This is a genomic window from Enterovirga rhinocerotis (genome assembly GCF_004363955.1).
GTDB lineage: Bacteria > Pseudomonadota > Alphaproteobacteria > Rhizobiales > Beijerinckiaceae > Enterovirga > Enterovirga rhinocerotis.
The window spans coordinates 87823-104798 of the sequence record NZ_SNZR01000015.1; the positions used below are offsets into that span (position 1 = coordinate 87823).

15 protein-coding genes are annotated in these 16976 nt (G+C 69.3%); 2 read left to right on the forward strand and 13 right to left on the reverse strand.

The features are described from left to right. Positions 1-64 precede the first annotated feature (64 nt). On the forward strand, positions 65-1495 hold the full coding sequence (locus EV668_RS19380) for an amidohydrolase family protein (RefSeq protein ID WP_133773202.1): 1431 nt from the start codon (positions 65-67) through the stop codon (positions 1493-1495). A 69-nt stretch (positions 1496-1564) separates the two neighbouring features. Here the strand turns inward: EV668_RS19380 and EV668_RS19385 are convergent, their stop codons facing one another. From EV668_RS19385 to EV668_RS19430, 10 genes are all read right to left on the reverse strand, one after another. Then, entirely contained in the window at positions 1565-2305 is a 741-nt protein-coding gene (locus tag EV668_RS19385; RefSeq protein ID WP_133773204.1) for a GntR family transcriptional regulator, read from the reverse strand. Positions 2306-2531: 226 nt separating this feature from the next. Further along, a complete protein-coding gene (locus EV668_RS19390) occupies positions 2532-3878 on the reverse strand; it encodes an aspartate aminotransferase family protein (protein WP_133773207.1) in 1347 nt (448 codons plus the stop codon). Between the two features lie 19 nt (positions 3879-3897). Further along, complete coding sequence (locus EV668_RS19395; protein WP_133773209.1) at positions 3898-5970, reverse strand: hydantoinase/oxoprolinase family protein; 2073 nt, start codon at positions 5968-5970, stop codon at positions 3898-3900. 1 nt (position 5971) lies between these two features. Beyond that, positions 5972-7627: a hydantoinase B/oxoprolinase family protein gene (locus tag EV668_RS19400; protein WP_133773212.1), complete on the reverse strand. Its 1656-nt coding sequence runs from the start codon at positions 7625-7627 to the stop codon at positions 5972-5974. A gap of 73 nt (positions 7628-7700) precedes the next feature. Continuing rightward, positions 7701-9017 carry an aspartate aminotransferase family protein gene (locus EV668_RS19405; protein WP_208111587.1) on the reverse strand — a complete coding sequence of 439 codons (1317 nt, stop codon included), beginning with the start codon at positions 9015-9017 and terminating at the stop codon, positions 7701-7703. 15 nt (positions 9018-9032) lie between these two features. Next, on the reverse strand, positions 9033-9740 hold the full coding sequence (locus EV668_RS19410) for an ABC transporter ATP-binding protein (RefSeq protein WP_133773216.1): 708 nt from the start codon (positions 9738-9740) through the stop codon (positions 9033-9035). Next, the gene (locus EV668_RS19415; protein ID WP_133773218.1) at positions 9727-10464 is read right to left on the reverse strand and encodes an ABC transporter ATP-binding protein; all 738 of its coding nucleotides are present in this window, start codon (positions 10462-10464) and stop codon (positions 9727-9729) included. The genes EV668_RS19410 and EV668_RS19415 overlap by 14 nt, the downstream gene beginning before the upstream one ends. Further along, positions 10461-11438 carry a branched-chain amino acid ABC transporter permease gene (locus tag EV668_RS19420; protein ID WP_133773220.1) on the reverse strand — a complete coding sequence of 326 codons (978 nt, stop codon included), beginning with the start codon at positions 11436-11438 and terminating at the stop codon, positions 10461-10463. The genes EV668_RS19415 and EV668_RS19420 overlap by 4 nt, the downstream gene beginning before the upstream one ends. Continuing rightward, positions 11438-12313 carry a branched-chain amino acid ABC transporter permease gene (locus tag EV668_RS19425; protein WP_133773222.1) on the reverse strand — a complete coding sequence of 292 codons (876 nt, stop codon included), beginning with the start codon at positions 12311-12313 and terminating at the stop codon, positions 11438-11440. The genes EV668_RS19420 and EV668_RS19425 overlap by 1 nt, the downstream gene beginning before the upstream one ends. Positions 12314-12364: 51 nt before the next feature. Further along, the gene (locus EV668_RS19430; protein WP_133773224.1) at positions 12365-13510 is read right to left on the reverse strand and encodes an ABC transporter substrate-binding protein; all 1146 of its coding nucleotides are present in this window, start codon (positions 13508-13510) and stop codon (positions 12365-12367) included. A 175-nt stretch (positions 13511-13685) separates the two neighbouring features. Between EV668_RS19430 and EV668_RS19435 the strand changes: the two genes are divergently transcribed. Next, entirely contained in the window at positions 13686-14474 is a 789-nt protein-coding gene (locus EV668_RS19435; RefSeq protein ID WP_166652552.1) for an IclR family transcriptional regulator, read from the forward strand. 38 nt (positions 14475-14512) lie between these two features. Here the strand turns inward: EV668_RS19435 and EV668_RS19440 are convergent, their stop codons facing one another. The 3 genes from EV668_RS19440 to EV668_RS19450 all read right to left on the reverse strand — a co-directional run bounded on the left by EV668_RS19440 (position 14513) and on the right by EV668_RS19450 (position 16958). Next, positions 14513-14863 (reverse strand): response regulator, encoded by a 351-nt coding sequence (locus EV668_RS19440; RefSeq protein ID WP_166652553.1) that lies wholly within the window; start codon positions 14861-14863, stop codon positions 14513-14515. A gap of 239 nt (positions 14864-15102) precedes the next feature. Then, positions 15103-16176 carry a patatin-like phospholipase family protein gene (locus tag EV668_RS19445; protein ID WP_133773231.1) on the reverse strand — a complete coding sequence of 358 codons (1074 nt, stop codon included), beginning with the start codon at positions 16174-16176 and terminating at the stop codon, positions 15103-15105. Next, a complete protein-coding gene (locus EV668_RS19450) occupies positions 16173-16958 on the reverse strand; it encodes a 3-hydroxybutyrate dehydrogenase (protein WP_133773233.1) in 786 nt (261 codons plus the stop codon). Before EV668_RS19450 ends, EV668_RS19445 begins: the two co-directional genes overlap by 4 nt. Positions 16959-16976: the final 18 nt, after the last annotated feature.

The window sequence follows — 16976 nt, forward strand, 5'->3', positions numbered from 1 at the left end:
CCCCTCCGGGGAGGGATCGGGCCGCGACCACGCGGAAGCGATCCGGAATCCGGGACGAACAAGCATGACCCTCACCGTCACCGACGCCCTGCTCGGCTCCGGCCTCGACCACCGGCAGGGCGTCGCCATCCGGCTCGACGGCGGAAGCATCGCCGCCATCGCGCCGGAAGAGGTCTCGGGACCTCGTCTTCTCGCCCTGCCGGCCTTCGCGAATGCCCACGACCATGCCAGGCCGCTGTCGCTGACCTCGTTCGGCGCGGCCTTCCTGCCGCTCGAGACCTGGCTGCCGCGCTCCGCTCTCGCGACCCCGCCGGATGCGTATCTCGCCGCCGCGGCGCCTCTCGCGCGGGCCGCGCGCAGCGGCTGCGCGGCCGTGATGGTGCATTACACCCGCCCGTCCGGGCGCCTCTCTCCCGTCGACGAGGCACGCGAGGTCGCCCGGGCCGCGCGCGACGTCGGCGTGCGGATGGCGTTCGCGCCCGCCATCCGGGACCGCAACCCGCTCGTCTACGGGGCGTCCGAGCCCGTCCTCGCCGAGCTTCCTCCCGAGCATCGCGAGACGATGGCCAGGATGTTCGAGCGGCCGGCTCCCGCGCCGGCCGACTACGTCGCGCTCGTCGAGGAGATCGCGGCCGCGATCGAGGGGCCGACCGTGTCGGTCCAGTTCGGTCCCGCCGGTGTCCAATGGTGCAGCGAGCCGCTTCTGGAGGCCATCGCCGAGCGGTCCGCGGCGACGGGCCGGCGTGTCCACATGCATCTTCTCGAGACGCGCTATCAGCGCGACTGGGCCGACCGGACCTTCCCCCGGGGAATCGTCACGTATCTCAAGGAGATCGGCCTTCTGTCGCCCAGGCTGACGCTCGCCCACGCGGTGCATTCGACCGAAGCCGAGCGCGAGATGATCGCGGAGGCCGGCGCGACGATCGTGACCAACTTCTCGTCCAATCTCGGACTGCGCTCCGGCATCGGGCCGATCCGGGAGGCGCGGCGGCAGGGCTGCCGGGTCTGCGTCGGGATGGACGGCCTCGCCTTCGACGAGGACGACGACATCCTGCGCGAGATGCGGCTGGTACAATCGGCGCACGGACCCTGGGGCTTCGACGATCCCGGCGACCGCAGGCGCTTCCTCGCCGCCGTCATCGCGGACGGGCGTGCGTCTCTGGGCGCGCCGGGCGATGGCGCGCTGGTTCCGGGCGCGCCCGCCGATATCGTGCTGCTCGATCTCGACGCGCTCGACCGGGATGCGATCCTTCCGGTCGACCCGCTCGACCTTCTCTTCGCCCGTGGCACACAGCGTCACGTGCGCGACGTCGTGGTGGCGGGGCGGACGATCGTGCGGGACGGCGTCGTCCTCGGTCTCGACCTCGACGCGGCCGAGGACGAGTTGCGGGACCGCTACCGGCAGGCCCTTGCGGGCGAGCCACTCCTCGCCGCCTGGCCGAGCTTCGACCGCGCGGCGCTGCGCTGGTACACCGAGCGCGCCGGCTGCTGCTGAGGGTAGTCTAAGTTATTGTGGAAGCATGCTGTTATCGGAAAGCCGGTGTCCGCTTTTCCGGAGCATGCGCTAGTCGCTGTAGCGGCGGAGGATCTCGGCGAGGTCGGAGGCCTTGGCGGGCGGGTCGATCAGGGCTCGCGAGACGACGCCGTGGAGATGCCGGTCCATGACCGCGACCGCCATCGCGGCATCCCCTGCCGCGAGGGCCGCGATGATCTCGCGGTGCTCGTTGACGCCGCATTCGGCGGAATGCGGCCGGCTGTAGAGTGTCAGCGTCAACCCGCAACGCCAGGACACCTCCGCCACGTAGCGGGCGAGGGTCTCGCTTCCGGTCATCTCGGCCAGAAGGACGTGGAATTCGGTCGCGAGACGGACGGAGCGCGGCTCCCGGTCGCCGGCCGCGCGCTCCTCCTCGGCGGCATGGTCCTCGAGCCGCCGGATCTGGGCCGCCGTCAGCCGGCCGGCGAGCCGTTCGACCACGATGCGCTCGAGCGCCATGCGGATGTCGAAGATGTCGCGCGCCTCCTCCCAGCTCGGCTGGGCGACGCTGGCGCCGCGGTTGCGCTTGATCTCGACGAGGCCGGATTCGGCGAGCCTGCGCAGGGCCTCCCGCGCGATGGTCCGGCTGACGCCGAAGCCGGCACCGATCGTGTCCTCCGGCAGTTTCGCGCCGGGCTTCAGGGCCTGCTCGACGATCGCGCGCCGGATCGCTTCGTAGATGGCCGTCGCGTTCGCCCGGCGCGGGGATTTCGGGGCCCGGCTGGGCAGCGGGACGATCTCCGCGGACGCCTGGGAACGAGCCTTAGCCATCTCTGCCTTGCCATGCGCCGCCGAACCGAATGGCCGGCAAGCGAAACGCGGACCGGGGACGGATCGGCCGACGCCGCCCTTGGGCGGACGTCGTCAGGAAACGCCTCGGCCGCGACGTCGTCGTGCTGTCACGCCGCCATCGACCCCGGGATATCCCTCATCGATCGCATGCGAAAGGGGATCGCGCATGTCGCCGGCGTGCCCCTTCGGGTTGATTGCGCGTGGTTCACGTCGCGGAGCGGGGCAACCCCTTCACCGCGTCGTCGATCCCTGCCGCCATCAGGTCGGCGATCGTCTCGATCTCGTCCTCTGTGGTGATGTAGGGCGGAGCTAGGAGCACGTGGTCGCCGCGCACGCCGTCGATGGTGCCGCCGACGGGGTAGCAGGCGAGGCCGCGCGCATAGGTGGCGAGCTTCACCCGGCCGTTCATGCCGAGTTCGGGGGCGAAGGGCGTCTTGGTCTCGCGGTCCTCGACGAGCTCCATCGCCCAGAACAGGCCCCGGCCCCGGATGTCGCCGACATTCGGATGCTGCCCGAGGCGCCTCTTCAGCGCCGTTTCGAGCTGCCGGCCGCGGATCGCCACCTGCTCGACGAGGTTCTCCTCGTGGATCACCTGCTGGACGGCGAGCGCGGCCGCGCAGGCGACGGGATGGGCGGCATAGGTATGGCCGTGCCGGTGGATGCCGGAGCCCGCCCGGATCGCCTCGACGACGCGCCCGGCGGCGAGGATGCCGCCGATCGGCTGGTAGCCGCCTCCGAGCCCCTTCGCGATCACCTGGATGTCGGGCGCGACGCCCTCCTGCTCCCAGGCATGCAGGGTTCCGGTCCGGCCGAGGCCGCACATGACCTCGTCGAGGATCAGAAGGGCGCCGTGGCGGTCGCAGATCTCTCGGACCGCCTTGAAATAGCCCGGCAGCGCGGCCTGGCAGCCGAGCGTCGCGCCGACCACGGGCTCGGCGATGAAGGCCATCACGCGGTTGGGGCCGATGCGCTGGAACTCGGCCTCGAGTTCGTCGGCGAGCCGCTTCACATAGGCCGCGTCGTCCTCGCCCGCCCGCTGCTCGCGATAGGGATAGCAGGGCGAGACATGGCTCGACGCCTGCGGCAGGATCGGCGCGTAGGGCGGACGACGCACGAGGTTGCCGCCGGCCCCGAGCGCGCCGAGCGTGTTGCCGTGATAGCTCTGCCGGCGGCCGATGACGTGCTCGCGCTGCGGCTGCCCCGTCTCCAGCGCGTATTGGCGCGCGAGCTTGATCGCGGTCTCGACGCCTTCCGAGCCTGAACTGACGAAGTAGGCGTGGGTCAGCCCGCCCGGCTCGTGCCCGACGAGGTGCTCGGCGAGCGCCTCGACCGGTTCGCCGACATAGAAGCCGGTATGGACGTAGCAGACCTTTTCGATCTGCCTTCGGATCGCCTCCAGCACGGCCGGATGGGCGTGGCCGAGACAGGCGACCGCCGCTCCGCCCGAGCCGTCGATGACCTCGCGGCCATCCGCCGATCGGATGCGGATGCCGGAGGCGGAGAGCGCGACGTCCGGCACCTCGCGGAAGTTGCGGAGCAGAAGGCGGGTCATCGGGATCTCCTCCGGCCGGTCAGGCGGTCTGGTCCGCCCGTTCCGGCTTGCGCAACGCGATGTCGAGCCAGCCGAGCCGGTCGACGGTGACGACGTCACCCTCGCCGGCGACGACCGTGGTGGTCTCCGCCTCGAGGATGGCCGGACCCTCGATCCGCGTTCCCGGCGGCAGCGACGCGATCTGGTGGACCGGCACCTCCCGCCAGCCGCCGAACCAGGCGCGGCGCTTGCCGGGCGCGGGAGCTTCGGCTTCGGCGAGGCTCGGCGCCTCCTGGGCCGGCTCGGGGACGACGCCGATCGCGGAGACGCGGGCATTGACGAACACCACCTCCTGATCGCGCGAGGCGTAGGTGTAGAGTTCCTCGTGGCGCTGGTGGAAGCGCTCCTCGACCCGCCCGGCGAGACCGTCCTCGTCCCAGCCGAGGCCGTCGAGGGGGACGTCGACCTCGAAAACCTGTTCGCCGTAGCGCATCTCGGCGGAGCGCTCGATCCGGACCTCGCCGTCGAACCAGCTCCGCAGCCGGTCGGTCGCCTGACGCTCGAGGCCGGCATAGACCTCGCGCAGGGCCGCGTCCGTCAGGCCGGCTCCGTCGCCGACATGCGTGCGGCTGACCTCGTAGCGCAGATCGCTCGTCAGCATGCCCCAGGCCGAGAGGACGGAGGCCACCGTCGGGACGATGACGCGCGGGATTTCGAGCTCGCGCGCCACCTCGACGGCGTGGAGCCCCGCTCCGCCGCCGAACGACAGGAGCGCGAAGCGGCGCGGATCAACCCCGCGGCGCAGCGTCATCAGGCGGATGCCTTCGGCCATGTTCAGGTTGATGAGACGGAAGATCCCGGCGGCCGTCTCGTCTGGGGACAGGCCGAGCTGCGCCGCCTTCTCGGCGACCACCGCTTCGGCCGCCTTGAGGTCGAGCACCTTCTTGCCGCCGAGGAAGTTGTCGGCGTCGAGATAGCCGAGGAGGAGGTTCGCGTCGGTCACGGCCGGAGCCGTGCCGCCCTCGCCGTAGCAGGCCGGCCCCGGGACGGCGCCCGCGCTCTCCGGCCCGACCTTGAAGGTGCCGCCCGCATCGATCCGCGCGAGAGAGCCGCCGCCGGCCGCGATCGAGGCGATGTCGAGGGAGCGCAGGGCGATCCGCTCGCCTGCGAGGCCGCGCTCGGCCGAGAGGGCCGCTTCGCCGCCCGAGATCAGCGAGATGTCGGTCGAGGTGCCGCCGACGTCGAAGGGGATGAGGTCGTCGATGCCGAGAAGCCGCGCGCAGCGGCGCGAGCCCGCGACGCCGCCCGCCGGCCCGGAGAGGACGGTGGCGGCGGCGAGCCGGCCGGCCTCTTCCACCGGCGCCATGCCGCCATGCGAGAGGACGATGAAGAGGCTCCCCGCGAAGCTCGCCTCGCGCAGGCGCTGTTCGAGATTGGTCAGGTATCGGCGGACGGCCGGCCCGACATAGGAGTTCACGACCGTCGTCGAGACGCGCTCGAACTCCTTGATCTGGGGCAGCACGTCGCTGGAGCGCGAAACATAGACGTCCGGCAGCGCGGCCCGCACGCGTTCCTCGGTCGCGAGTTCATGGGCGGGGTTCTTGTAGGCGTGCAGGTAGCAGATCGCGACGGAGGTCGCGCCGGAGGCGCGGATGCCCTCGATCGCCTGGTCCAGCGAGGCCTCGTCGAGCGTGGTGAGGACCGTGCCGTCCGGCCCGACACGCTCGCGGATGCCGAAGCGCAGATGGCGCGGCACGAGCGGCTCCGGCGGGCTCGAGCGGAGCTCGTAGCGCTCCGGCTTCAGGCCCTCGCGCATCTCGAGAACGTCGCGGTGCCCCTCGGTGGTGAGGAGGGCCACCTTGGCGCCTTTGCGCTCGAGGAGGGCGTTGGTCGCGACCGTCGTGCCGTGGACGATGGTGCTGGTCTGCGCCAGCAGCTCGGCGAGCGTCAGCCCATGGCGCCGGGCCAGTTCCTCGAGGCCCGCGACGACGCCGACTGACTGGTCGTGCGGGGTCGAGGGCGATTTGGCGAAGATGGTCCGCCCGTCCTGGTCGATCGCGACGAGGTCCGTGAAGGTGCCCCCGACATCGATGCCGATTCTCAAAGCCGACATCTCACTTCGCTCCCTTGGTCACGAAACCCAGAACCTCGTCTTCGGCATGCGCCGCCGGCGAGCGCTCCTCGGGCGGCCCCCAGCCGCCTCCGCCGCCCGAACGGACCTCGAAGACGTCTCCGGGCTGGACGACGATGCCGACCTCCTTGGTGCGCAGGACGCGGGGCTCATGCCCCTCGGACAGGAGCTTGTAGACGTGCGGCTGGCCGTCCTCGCCCCCCAGGATGCCGAAGGAGCCGTGGCGGACACCGTCCCCCGCCGTATTGGCGAGCGCAGGCTTCGCCGTCTGAACCTCGAGATCGAGCGCGACGCCCAGGCCGCCGCGATAGCGGCCCTTCCCGCCCGAATCCGGCCGGTATTCGTGCCGGCGGAAATGGAGCGGGAACCGCACCTCGGCGAATTCGACGCTGCCGAACTTGAGGCCGCCGACCGATTCGGCGTCGCCGATCGACGACCAGCCGTCGCCGGCGATCGAAGCGCCGCCGCCGGGGCGGGCATGGAACATGTGCCAGATGAAGTCGCGGCCGTTCCGCGGGTCCTGGCCCTTGATGGCGATGCGGAAGCGGCGTCCCCAGCCGCCCATGGCGCGGTCGGGGCAGGATTGGGAGAGCGCCTTCACGACGGCCTCGACGATCTCGGTGGAGGGATGGCTCGTGCACATCGTCACCGGCCGATCCTGCTCGGCCCAGACGATCGTGCCTTCCTTGAGCTTGACGCTCAGCGGACGGGTGGCGCCGTCGTTCTTCGGCACGTCCGGATCGATCAGGAAGGCGAAGGCCATCGTGCAGGCCGATTGGGCGTTCGCGTGCGAGGAGTTCACGAAGGCGGTCGATTGCGGATCGGAGCCCGTCAGGTCGACCTCGACGTCGCTGCCGCGCTTCGTCACCTTGGCGTGGATGCGGATGTTCTCGCGGCCATGGCCGTCGTCGTCGAGGAACGCCTCGCCCTCGAACACGCCGTCCTTCCAATCCGCGACGATGGCCCGCGTCCGCCGTTCGGCCGCGTCGAAGAAGTCCTCGATCGCGCCGAGGACGATGTCGGCACCGAAATCCTCCAGCAGCTTCTCGATGCGGCGCTCGCCGAGATGAGCCGAGCCGACCATCGCCGCGAGATCGCCCCGGAAGTCGCGGCCGTTGCGGGTGTTGAGGGCGAGAAGATCGAGCAGGTCGTCGCGGTGCCGGCCGGCCTCATAGAGCCGGATCGGGGGCACCCGCAGGCCTTCGGTCCAGATGTCCCGCGCGCCCGGATTGTAGGCGCCGTGCGTCGAGCCGCCGATATCGCTCTGGTGGGCGCGCACGACGGTCCAGAACAGCCTCCGCTCACCGGCGAAGACCGGCACGAAGGCCGTGAGGTCGGGCAGGTGCGAGCCGCCATAGGCGGGATCGTTCGACAGGAAGACGTCTCCCGGCACGATATCCTTGAAGCGCTCTTCGATCGCGCGCGTGGCCCAAGGCAGAGCGCCGACATGGACCGGGATGTTGTCGGCCTGCGCGACGAGACGGCCGGTGGTGTCGGTGATGCCGATCGAGAAGTCGCGGCTGGAATTGAGGATCTGCGAAAACGAGGTCCGCAGCATCGCCTCGCTCATCTCTCGGGTGATCGAGGTGAGGCGGTGCTCGACGACGGAGCGGGTGATCGGGTCGACTGCGCGTGACATGTCGGGATGGGTCCTATGGGCGGGAGCGGCGGCTCGCGGATGGTGCTGAAGAGGCGAGGTGAAGGCCAGCGGATCAGGCTTGCGCCGAGGCCCTAACGGCCGCGCGGGCGGCCGAGACGATCGCCTCGACATCGGGCGTCTGCATCACGGTCGAGAGCGCCATGAGGCCGTTCGGCGCCATCAGGACGCCCTCGTCCAGCATCGTCGCGACGAAGGTTGCGAGGCGCTTCGAGCCGGCGGCGTCGAGATGGGCGGAGCGATAGTCGCGCACGGGCCTTCCGGTCATGTGGACCTTGAGCAGCGAGCCGAGGCCGGTGGTGCGGCCCTCCGCGCCTTCGCTGCGGAAAGCCTCGTCGATGCCCTGCCGGACGGCCTCGCCGATCGCGTCGAGATGCGCGAAGGCGTCGTCGTCGAGAAGCTCCATTCCGGCGATCCCGGCCCGCATCGAGACCGGGTTGGCCGAGAACGTGCCGCCCGCCGGCAGAGCGGGCTTGCCTCGGGTCGGGTCGAACACCGCCATCACCTCGCGCCGCCCGCCCGTCGCGCCGACGGGAAAGCCGCCGCCGATGATCTTGGCGAAGGTCGTGAGGTCCGCGTCGATTCCCCAGATGCCCTGGGCACCGGCGCGGCCGAGGCGGAACGCGATGACCTCGTCGAAGACGAGCAGCGCGCCGATCTCCCGCGTCACCTCGCGGAGCGCCTGCACGAAGGCCTTGTCGGCCGGCACGAGCCCGGCGCGGTTCGGCATCGGATCGATGAGAACGCAGGCGAGGTCCTGAGCGTGGGCCCGGATCACGCTCACGGCGCCGTCGATGTCGTTGAAGGGGATCGTCACGACGTCGTCGGTGACGCCCTTCGGCGTGCCCTTGGCATAGGCGATCGACTGGGGCGCGCCCTGGGTCCAGTGCTCGGGCGTCGTCTCGAGGCTGACCTCGGCGTAGTCGTAGGTGCCGTGATAGGCGCCTTCGCATTTCGCGATCTTCGCGCGGCCCGTGAAGGCGCGCGCGGCCTTCAGCGCCAGCATGACGGCCTCGGTGCCCGAATTCGAGAAGCGGATCTCCTCCACCGAGGCGACGCGGTCGCAGAGGATCTCGGCGAGATCGACCTCGGATTCGGTCGGCATCCCGAAAGCCGTGCCGAGGGCGAGCTGCTTCGTCGCGGCCTCGACCAGCACCGGATGGGCGTGCCCGTGGATGAGCGAGGTGAAGTTGTTGATGCAGTCGATCCGCGCCACCTCGTCCACGTCCCAGACCCGGCAGCCCGCACCGCGGGCCGCATAGATGGGATAGGGCTTCATATAGACGGTGGTGCGTGTATTGCCGCCCGGCAGGCTGCCCTTGGCGCGCTCGTAGATGGCGTTGGAGCGGGACGCGAAATCGGGATAGGTCATGATCCTCTCCTGCCTTCAGCGGCCGAGATAGGCTTCGCGCACGCGCTCGCTGCGGCGCAGTTCGTCGGCCGAGCCCGCGAGCACGACACGGCCCGTTTCGAGCACATACCCGCGGTTCGCGACCGCGAGCGCAAGCACCGTGTTCTGTTCCACGACGAGGATCGTCAATCCCGTCTCGCGGATGCGGCCAACGCGGTCGTAGACCTCTTCGGCGAGCCGCGGCGCGAGGCCGAGCGAGGGCTCGTCGAGAAGGAGGAGCTTCGGGCGTGACATCAGCGCCCGGCCGATCGCGAGCATCTGCTGCTCGCCGCCGGACAGCGACCAGCCGAGCTGGCGCCGGCGCTCCTTCAGGCGCGGGAAGAGATCGAAGACCTGCGCGAGGTCGTCCGCGTAGCTCTTGCCGAGCCGCCGCCAGGACGAGGTCGCGACGACGAGGTTTTCCTCGACGGAGAGGCCCGGGAAGATGCGCCGTCCCTCGGGCGCCTGGGCGATGCCGGCGCGCACGCGGTCCGCGCTCGAGAGCGGCGCGAGCGAGGCGCCGCCGAACTCCATCCGCCCGCTGCGGAGCTTGTTCAGGCCCGAGACCGTCTGCAGCAGCGTCGTCTTGCCGGCACCGTTGGCGCCGATCAGCGCGACCGTCTCGCCCGCCGCGACCTCGAGCGACACGCCGTGCAGCGCGACGATGTCGCCATAGGCGACGGTGAGGTCCTCAATCCGCAGCATAGGAGGACCCCGCACCGAGATAGGCTTCGAGAACGGCCGGGTCGGCCTGGACGGCGGCGGGCGTGCCCTCGGCGATCTTGCGTCCGAAGTTCAGCACCACGATGCGTTCGGCGAGGCGCATCACCATGCCCATATTGTGCTCGATCAGGACCACGGCGAGGCGGTGTTCGGACCGGATCGCGCGAAGGCGGGTCATCAGGTCCTCGACCTCGCCGGAATTGAGCCCCGCGGCCGGCTCGTCCAGCAGCAGGATGCGGGGCTCGCCCGCGAGCGCGCGGGTCAGCTCGACCATCCTGCGGTTGCCGTAGGAGAGCGAGGAGATGCGCGAGGGCGCGAGATGGCCGAGGCCCATCCGTTCGAGGCTCGTCCGGGCGGCGCTCTCCAGCTGCGCCTCCGACCGGCCCGGCCGGTTCGCGGCGCCGACCATGACGTTCTCGAGCACGCTCAGACGGTCGAACAGGCGTCCGTGCTGGAAGGTGCGCCCGAGCCCGGCCCGGATGCGGGCATGGGTCGAGGCCTTGGTGATGGAGCGGCCGCCGAGTTCGATCGTGCCGGCGGTCGGCGGGGTGAGGCCCGTCAGGACGTTGAGCAGCGTCGACTTGCCGGCGCCGTTCGGCCCGATCAGGGCGACGAACTCGTTCTCCTCGATCGCGACGTCGACCTCGGAGAGCGCGAGAAGGCCTCCGTAGCGCTTGGTGACGCCCTGGGCGCGCAGGATCGTCATGTCCGCGCTCCTTCCCCGGAGGAGGCGGGAGCCGGCGGCGCCTCGCGCTTGGCCGAGCGCCGGAAGCGCGAGAGGAGGCCGACGATGCCGGTCGGCATGAAGATCAGGATCGCGAGCATCATCAGGCCGAAGAAGGCGAGGTAGCTTTCACCCAGAACACGCAGCCATTCGGGCAGGAAGGTCAGCAGCGCCGCGCCGATGATCGCGCCCGCGATCGTGCCTTCTCCTCCGACGATCAGCATCGAGAGGAAGGTGATCGAGTGGGCGAAGTTGAAGTCGTCGGGCGAGATGAAGTGGACGTGGGTGGCGAAGAGACAGCCCGCGATGGCCGCATAGATCGCCGACAGCGCGAAGGCCGAGACCTTGGTGGCCGTCACGTTGATGCCGGTCATGGACGCCGCCGTCTCGTCGTCGCGGACGGCCATCATCGCCCGCCCGTAGCGCGAGCGCTGGATGAAGGACGCCAGGACGGCGAGCACCGCCACCACGGCGAGCGACAGCCATAGGAAGGGGCGCTCGCCCTCGATCGCATGGCCGAACAGCGAGAGGCCCGGGATCTTGGCGATGCCGTTGGTGCCGCCGGTGAGTTCGATCCAGTTCGCGGCGACGATGCCGAAGCTGACGTTGAGGCCGAGCGTCGCCAAGGCGAGATAATGCCCCTTCAGGCGCAGGAGCGGCACGCCGATCACCACGGCGGCGAGGCCGGTGCCGAGGATCGCGGGCAGCGTCGCCAGCCAGGGCGACCAGCCCGCCTGGGTCGTCAGGATCGCCAGGATGTAGGCGCCGAGGCCCATGAAGGCCGCGTGGCCGAGCGAGATCAGGCCGGCATAGCCGAAGGCGAAGTTCAGCCCGATCACCGCCACGGCCGAGATGGTCGCGAGGTTGAGGAGGCGGAGCGTGTATTCGGACACGCTCACCGAGAGCGCGAGACCGATGGCCAGATAGGCCGCGAGGGCGAGGACGCGCAGAGCCATCAGCCGCGATCCTGGATCGGCTCGCCGAAGATGCCCTGGGGCCGGACGAGCAGGAAGAGGATCATGATGCCGAAGGCGATCAGGTCCTTGTAGGCGGAGGAGATGTAGGAGGCGCCGAGCACCTCGGCGAGGCCGACGAACAAACCGCCCGCGATGGCGCCCGGCAGGCTCCCGAAACCGCCGATCACGGTCGCCGCGAAGGCCTTGAGCGCGATGGGATCGCCCATGTTCACATCCGCGAACCACATCGGTCCGAGCATCAGCCCGGCGACGCCGGCGAGGACGGCGCCGAGGATCCAGGAGAAGGCGAGAAGCCACTGGACCCGCAGCCCCATCAGGCGCGCGGCCTTCACGTCCTGCGCGACCGCGCGCATCGCGATCCCGATCGCGGTGCGGTGCAGAAGCAGCCAGAGCAGGAAGATCATCACCGCCGTCGTCGCGACGACGGCGAGGGCGTGGACGGAGACGACCGCGCCCGCGACCTCGATCATCATCCCCTCGAACGGCGAGGGCAGGCGGAACGGCCAGGACCCGAAGGTGAGCAGCGCCGCGTTCTGCAGCGTGATCCCGATCGCGACCGTGCCGATGATGACGGTGACGACCGGGCTCGTGCGCAGCGGCAGATAGACCACGAGATAGAAGAGCGCCCCGAACAGCGCCATGGCGATCAGCGCCGCCGCGTAGCCGACGGGCATCGGCAAGCCGGCGTTCAGCAGCATCGCGACCCCGGCGAAGGTGCCGAGCATCACGAACTGACCGGCGGCGAAGTTCACGACGCCGGTCGCCGAATAGACGATCACGAACCCGATCGCGGCGAGCGCATAGACGCTGCCGAGCGCGAGCCCGTTCGTCAGGAGCTGGATGAGGTCAGCCATGGATCACTCTGTCGGCCAACCGGCCAGGGACGCTGCACGGATGCCGGCCGATCAGGACGGCCGGATGCGCTCGACGAGTTCGATGGTCTTCGTGCCGGGCTTCGCCTTCACGACCACGACGCCGGGGACGCCGTTGCCCTTGTCGTCGAAGGAGAAGGTCTGCCCGATCCCCTCCCAGGACTTCTGGGAGGCGATGAAGTCGCGCAGCTTCTCGGGATCCGTGCCGACCTTCTTGAGGCCCTCGGCCAGGAGCAGCGCGCCGTCGTAATAGGCGAGGCCATAGGCGTCTCCGTCCTGGCCGAACTTCGCCTTGTAGCGCGTGGTGAAATCCGTCATCCGCCCGCCGACGCTCGCATCCACGAAGGTGTCGATGACGCCCCAGACATTCTCGAGATCGGCCGGCGAGAGGAGCTGGAGGGCGGCCGGGAGGAACGAGGCCGAGGAGGCGACGATCGGCGTCTTGAGGCCGAGCGCCTTGATCTGGCGCAGCAGCAGCGCGCCGTCGGCCGGGTAGACGAAGGTCAGGATGACGTCCGCGCCCTTCTGGCGAAGGCGCAGGATCTGGGCCGAGAAGTCCTTGTCGTTCTGGCCGTAGGCCTCCATGCCGACCGGCGCCGTGCCGTTCGCCTCCAGCAGCTTCGCGGCCGCCTGGGCGCCGCCCTGGCCGAAATCGTTCTGGATATACAAGATGCCGGGCTTGGTGGCCTTCAGCGTCTTGACGAACTGGGCCATGCCGCGGGCCGCGAGCGAATCCGTCGGCCGGATGCGGAACATCCAGCCGTTGCTGCTCTCGGCGACGGCGTCGGCACCGCCGGCATACATCACCGGGATCTTCGCCTTCACGACCTCGGGAGCCGTGGCGAGGTTCTGGGTCGAATAGCTCGTCAGGAAGGCGAAGGGAGGCTTCGTCTCCTGGATCAGCTTCATGAAGGCGCTGACGGCCGTGCTGTTCGACGAGCCGGCGTCCTGGATCACGAACTTGACCGGCCGCCCGTTGATGCCGCCGGCCTTGTTGATGTCCTCTTCGGCCATCGTCAGCGTGTTGAAATACTGCTTGCCGGACAGCGACATCGGACCCGTCGTCGGGATGACGGCGCCGATGGAAATGGGCTCGCCGGCCGCGAAGGCGGGGCGGATCGCGGCCCCAAGGGCCGTGCCGGCCGCGAGCGACAGGATGGTGCGTCTGTTGATCGTCATGCTCGCCTCTCCGCGTGGGCCCCTGCCCGCAGAACAGAAATTGACTTATTCCGTTTTTCGGAACTAGTTTCCGTTTATCGCGACCCGAGGTTAGATTTTGCCAAAAGCCCCTGTCAACCACCCGGCGGCAGGCATCGTGCCTAACACCCAGGCAATGCGTGCCGATGGCCGGCCGATGGCCGGCGAGCATGGCCCGGCGAGTGGGCCGCTGGATCGCTACATCAGCCTGCTCGAACTCGTGGCGGCCTTTCCGGGCGCGCTCATTCTGACGGATGTCAGCACGCTTTCGGGGCTTCCCAAGACGACGGCGCATCGCCTGCTGACCGGGCTGGCCCGGGCTGGCCTCGTCGAGGGAGGAGGCCGGCGTGGGGCGTACCAACTGGGGGACAGGCTTGTTCGGCTGCTGCACAATTCAGCAGCGGATGGCTGGATTTCGGCGCTCGCCCGTCCGCATCTCGAGGCGTTGAGTGCCCGGATCGGGGAGACGAGCTACCTTTGCCGTGTCGTCGGCCATCGGGTCCAGGTCGTGACGAGCGAGGCCCCCGCCGCGCAATGGCGCACCTTCGTCCAGCCGCGCGTCGAGATGGCGCCCCACGCTGCCGCGACCGCCAAGGCGATTCTCGCCTTCCAGGACGAGGCCCTCGTCTCGGAGGCGCTGGCCGAACCGCTGCCTCGCCTCACCGCCCATACCGTGACCGATCCCGCGCGCATCCGGGACATCTACGCCAAGGCCCGCGAGGACGGATTTGCGACCTGCGTGTCCGAGATCGACGAGGGGCTCGGCGCTCTCGGCGTTCCCGTGCGGGAGCCGGGTGGCCGGGTCCTCTACAGCCTCGGTGTGACCGGCCCCGTCCAGCGCATCATGGACCAGCGCTGGGAGGAGCGCGTCTCGGCGATGAAAGAGGTCGCGGGGGCATTGGCGACGACGCTCGCGGCGGGTTCCGCCATCGCGGCGCGCACGTAAGGCGGGGTCCGCCCTACGGCCGAGCGGCCGATGCGCCCTCAGGCCACATCCGGCAGGCCGAGCTTGGCGCTCATGGTGAGCGCGATCCTGCGGGAATCGACGGGCTTCGGCGAGAGCAGCACCTGCTCGTCGAAACCGGGAGGCGGCAGGAAGCCGCTTCCCGTGATCATGATCACGGCGAAGAACGGCTGCTTCTCCCGCACGATCCGGACGAGATCGTAGCCGGTCAGATCTCCGTTCAGGTGGACGTCGAAGACGCCGCCGACGATCCCGGGATGCGCCTCGATGGCCGCCAGGGCGCCGGTGACGTCATGGGCCTCATGGACGTCGAACCCGAGTTCGCCGAGGTCCATGGCGAGTTCCATCCGGATGATCGCCTCGTCGTCCACGACGAGAACTCCCGGAGGAGAGCCGGCGCTCTTCATTGCGAGACCCCCATGGCGGACCAGAGAATGATGGACGCCCTCCTGTCCGACTCGATGGTGATCTATCGTACAATCACGTGCTGCGCCTTAGCAGATGTTTAGACGGCGGCCGCTGCGATGGCCGTCGGCAGGAACCGGATTGCGGCGACGCATGCTCGCAAGCATCAACCGCAACGCGAGTTCGGTTCCCGGTCGCCAAAAGTCTAAGCGTAGGCGTGGCGAAGGTCCAGCGTCGAGCGATGGCCGATCGCGGGATAGTGCGCATCGATCCAGATCATGGCGCTGCGTCGTCCGAGATCGCGCAGTTCAACGAAGAAATCCCAGCTCGCATTCATGCGTGACGAGGCGAGATAGCGGGCGATATCGTCGCCCCCGTCGATCCGGTGCATCTTGACGCGCTTGTACTCGTCTTCGGACAGCTTTCCCTGGTCAACGAGCCGGGTCACGAAATCGAGAACGCGCAACTCCTGCAGCAGGCCGGAATTGAAGGTGACCTCGGTCAGCCGGTTCTGGATTTCCTTCATGCCCTTGGGCGTCTCGCGGCGCTCGATCGGATTGATCTGCACGAGCAGGACGTCGTCGGCCTCGACCCCGTAATAGAGGGGATAGAGCGCCGGGTTGCCCATGTAGCCGCCGTCCCAATAGGGCTCGCCCTCGATCTCGACCGCGCGAAAGATGGTCGGCAGGCAGGCCGAGGCCATCACGTGATCGGCCGTCAATTCGGGCGTCCGAAACAGCTTGATCTTCCCGCTCCAGACGCGCGTCGCGGAAATGAAGAGCTTCACCGGCGCGGCTCGGACCCGGTCGAAATCGATGATGCTCGCCAGCACGTCCCGCAGCGGATTGACGTCGAGCGGATTGGCGTCGGTCGGCGAGAGCGTGCCGCGCCAGAAGTCGAACAGCGCGCTCGAGGTGAAGGGCGACCAGACGTCGAGGAAGACGTCCATGATGCGCCGCTGGGGGCTCGACAGGCTGCCGTCATAGCTGACCTGGCGCCAGAACGCTTCGAGCTTGGCCCTGGCCCCGTCGGGACCGCCTTCCTCCCAGCCATCCGTCATCACCACGGCGTTCATCGCGCCGGCCGAGGCGCCGGAGATCGCCTCGAAGGCGAGCCGGCCGTCCTCGATCAGCGCGTCCAGCACACCCCAGGTGAAGGCGCCGTGCGCTCCGCCGCCCTGAAGGGCGAGGGAGACGCATTTTTCGGCCTTCGGCCCCCTGAGGCCGCCGGGTGGCGCCAGTTCGCCGGGCTTGCGGCGACGGCTGCCGCGTCCGCTCATGCGGCGGTCCAGCCGCCATCGACGGAGATGTTGGCGCCCGTGATCTGAGCCGCCGCGTCCGAGCAGAGGAACACCGCGATCGCGGCCACCTCTTCGGAGGTGACGAATTCCTTGGTCGGCTGCGCCTCGAGAAGGACGTCGTGCATCACCTGCTCGCGGGTGAGGTTGCGGGCCTTCATCGTATCGGGGATCTGCTTCTCGACAAGCGGGGTCCAGACATAGCCGGGCGAGATGCAGTTCGCCGTGATCTTGTCGGTCGCCACTTCAAGCGCCACGGTCTTGGTGAGGCCGAGGAGCCCGTGCTTGGCGGTGACATAGGCCGACTTGAAGGGCGAGGCGACGAGCGAATGCGCCGAGGCGGTCGAGATGATGCGGCCCCAGCCGCTCTTCTTCATGCCCGGCACCGCCGCCTTGATGGCGTGGAAGGCCGAGGACAGGTTGATGGCGATGATCTGGTTCCACTTGTCGTCCGGGAACTCCTCGACCGGCGAGACGTACTGGATCCCGGCATTGTTGATCAGGATGTCGACCGAGCCGAACGCGCTCGTGCCCGTCTCGATCATCCCCGCGATCTCGGCCGGCTTGGTCATGTCGGCGGGCGAATAGACGGCCTTGACGCCGAACGTCGTCTCGAGCCCGGAGCGCTCGGCCTCGATCGCGTCCTTGTCGCCGAAGCCGTTGATGAGGACGTTCACCCCCTCGGCCGCCAGCGCCTTCGCATAGGCGAGGCCGATGCCGCTCGTCGAACCCGTGACGACCGCGTTCTTTCCCTTGAGCGTCATGCGAAATCTCCTGTCCCT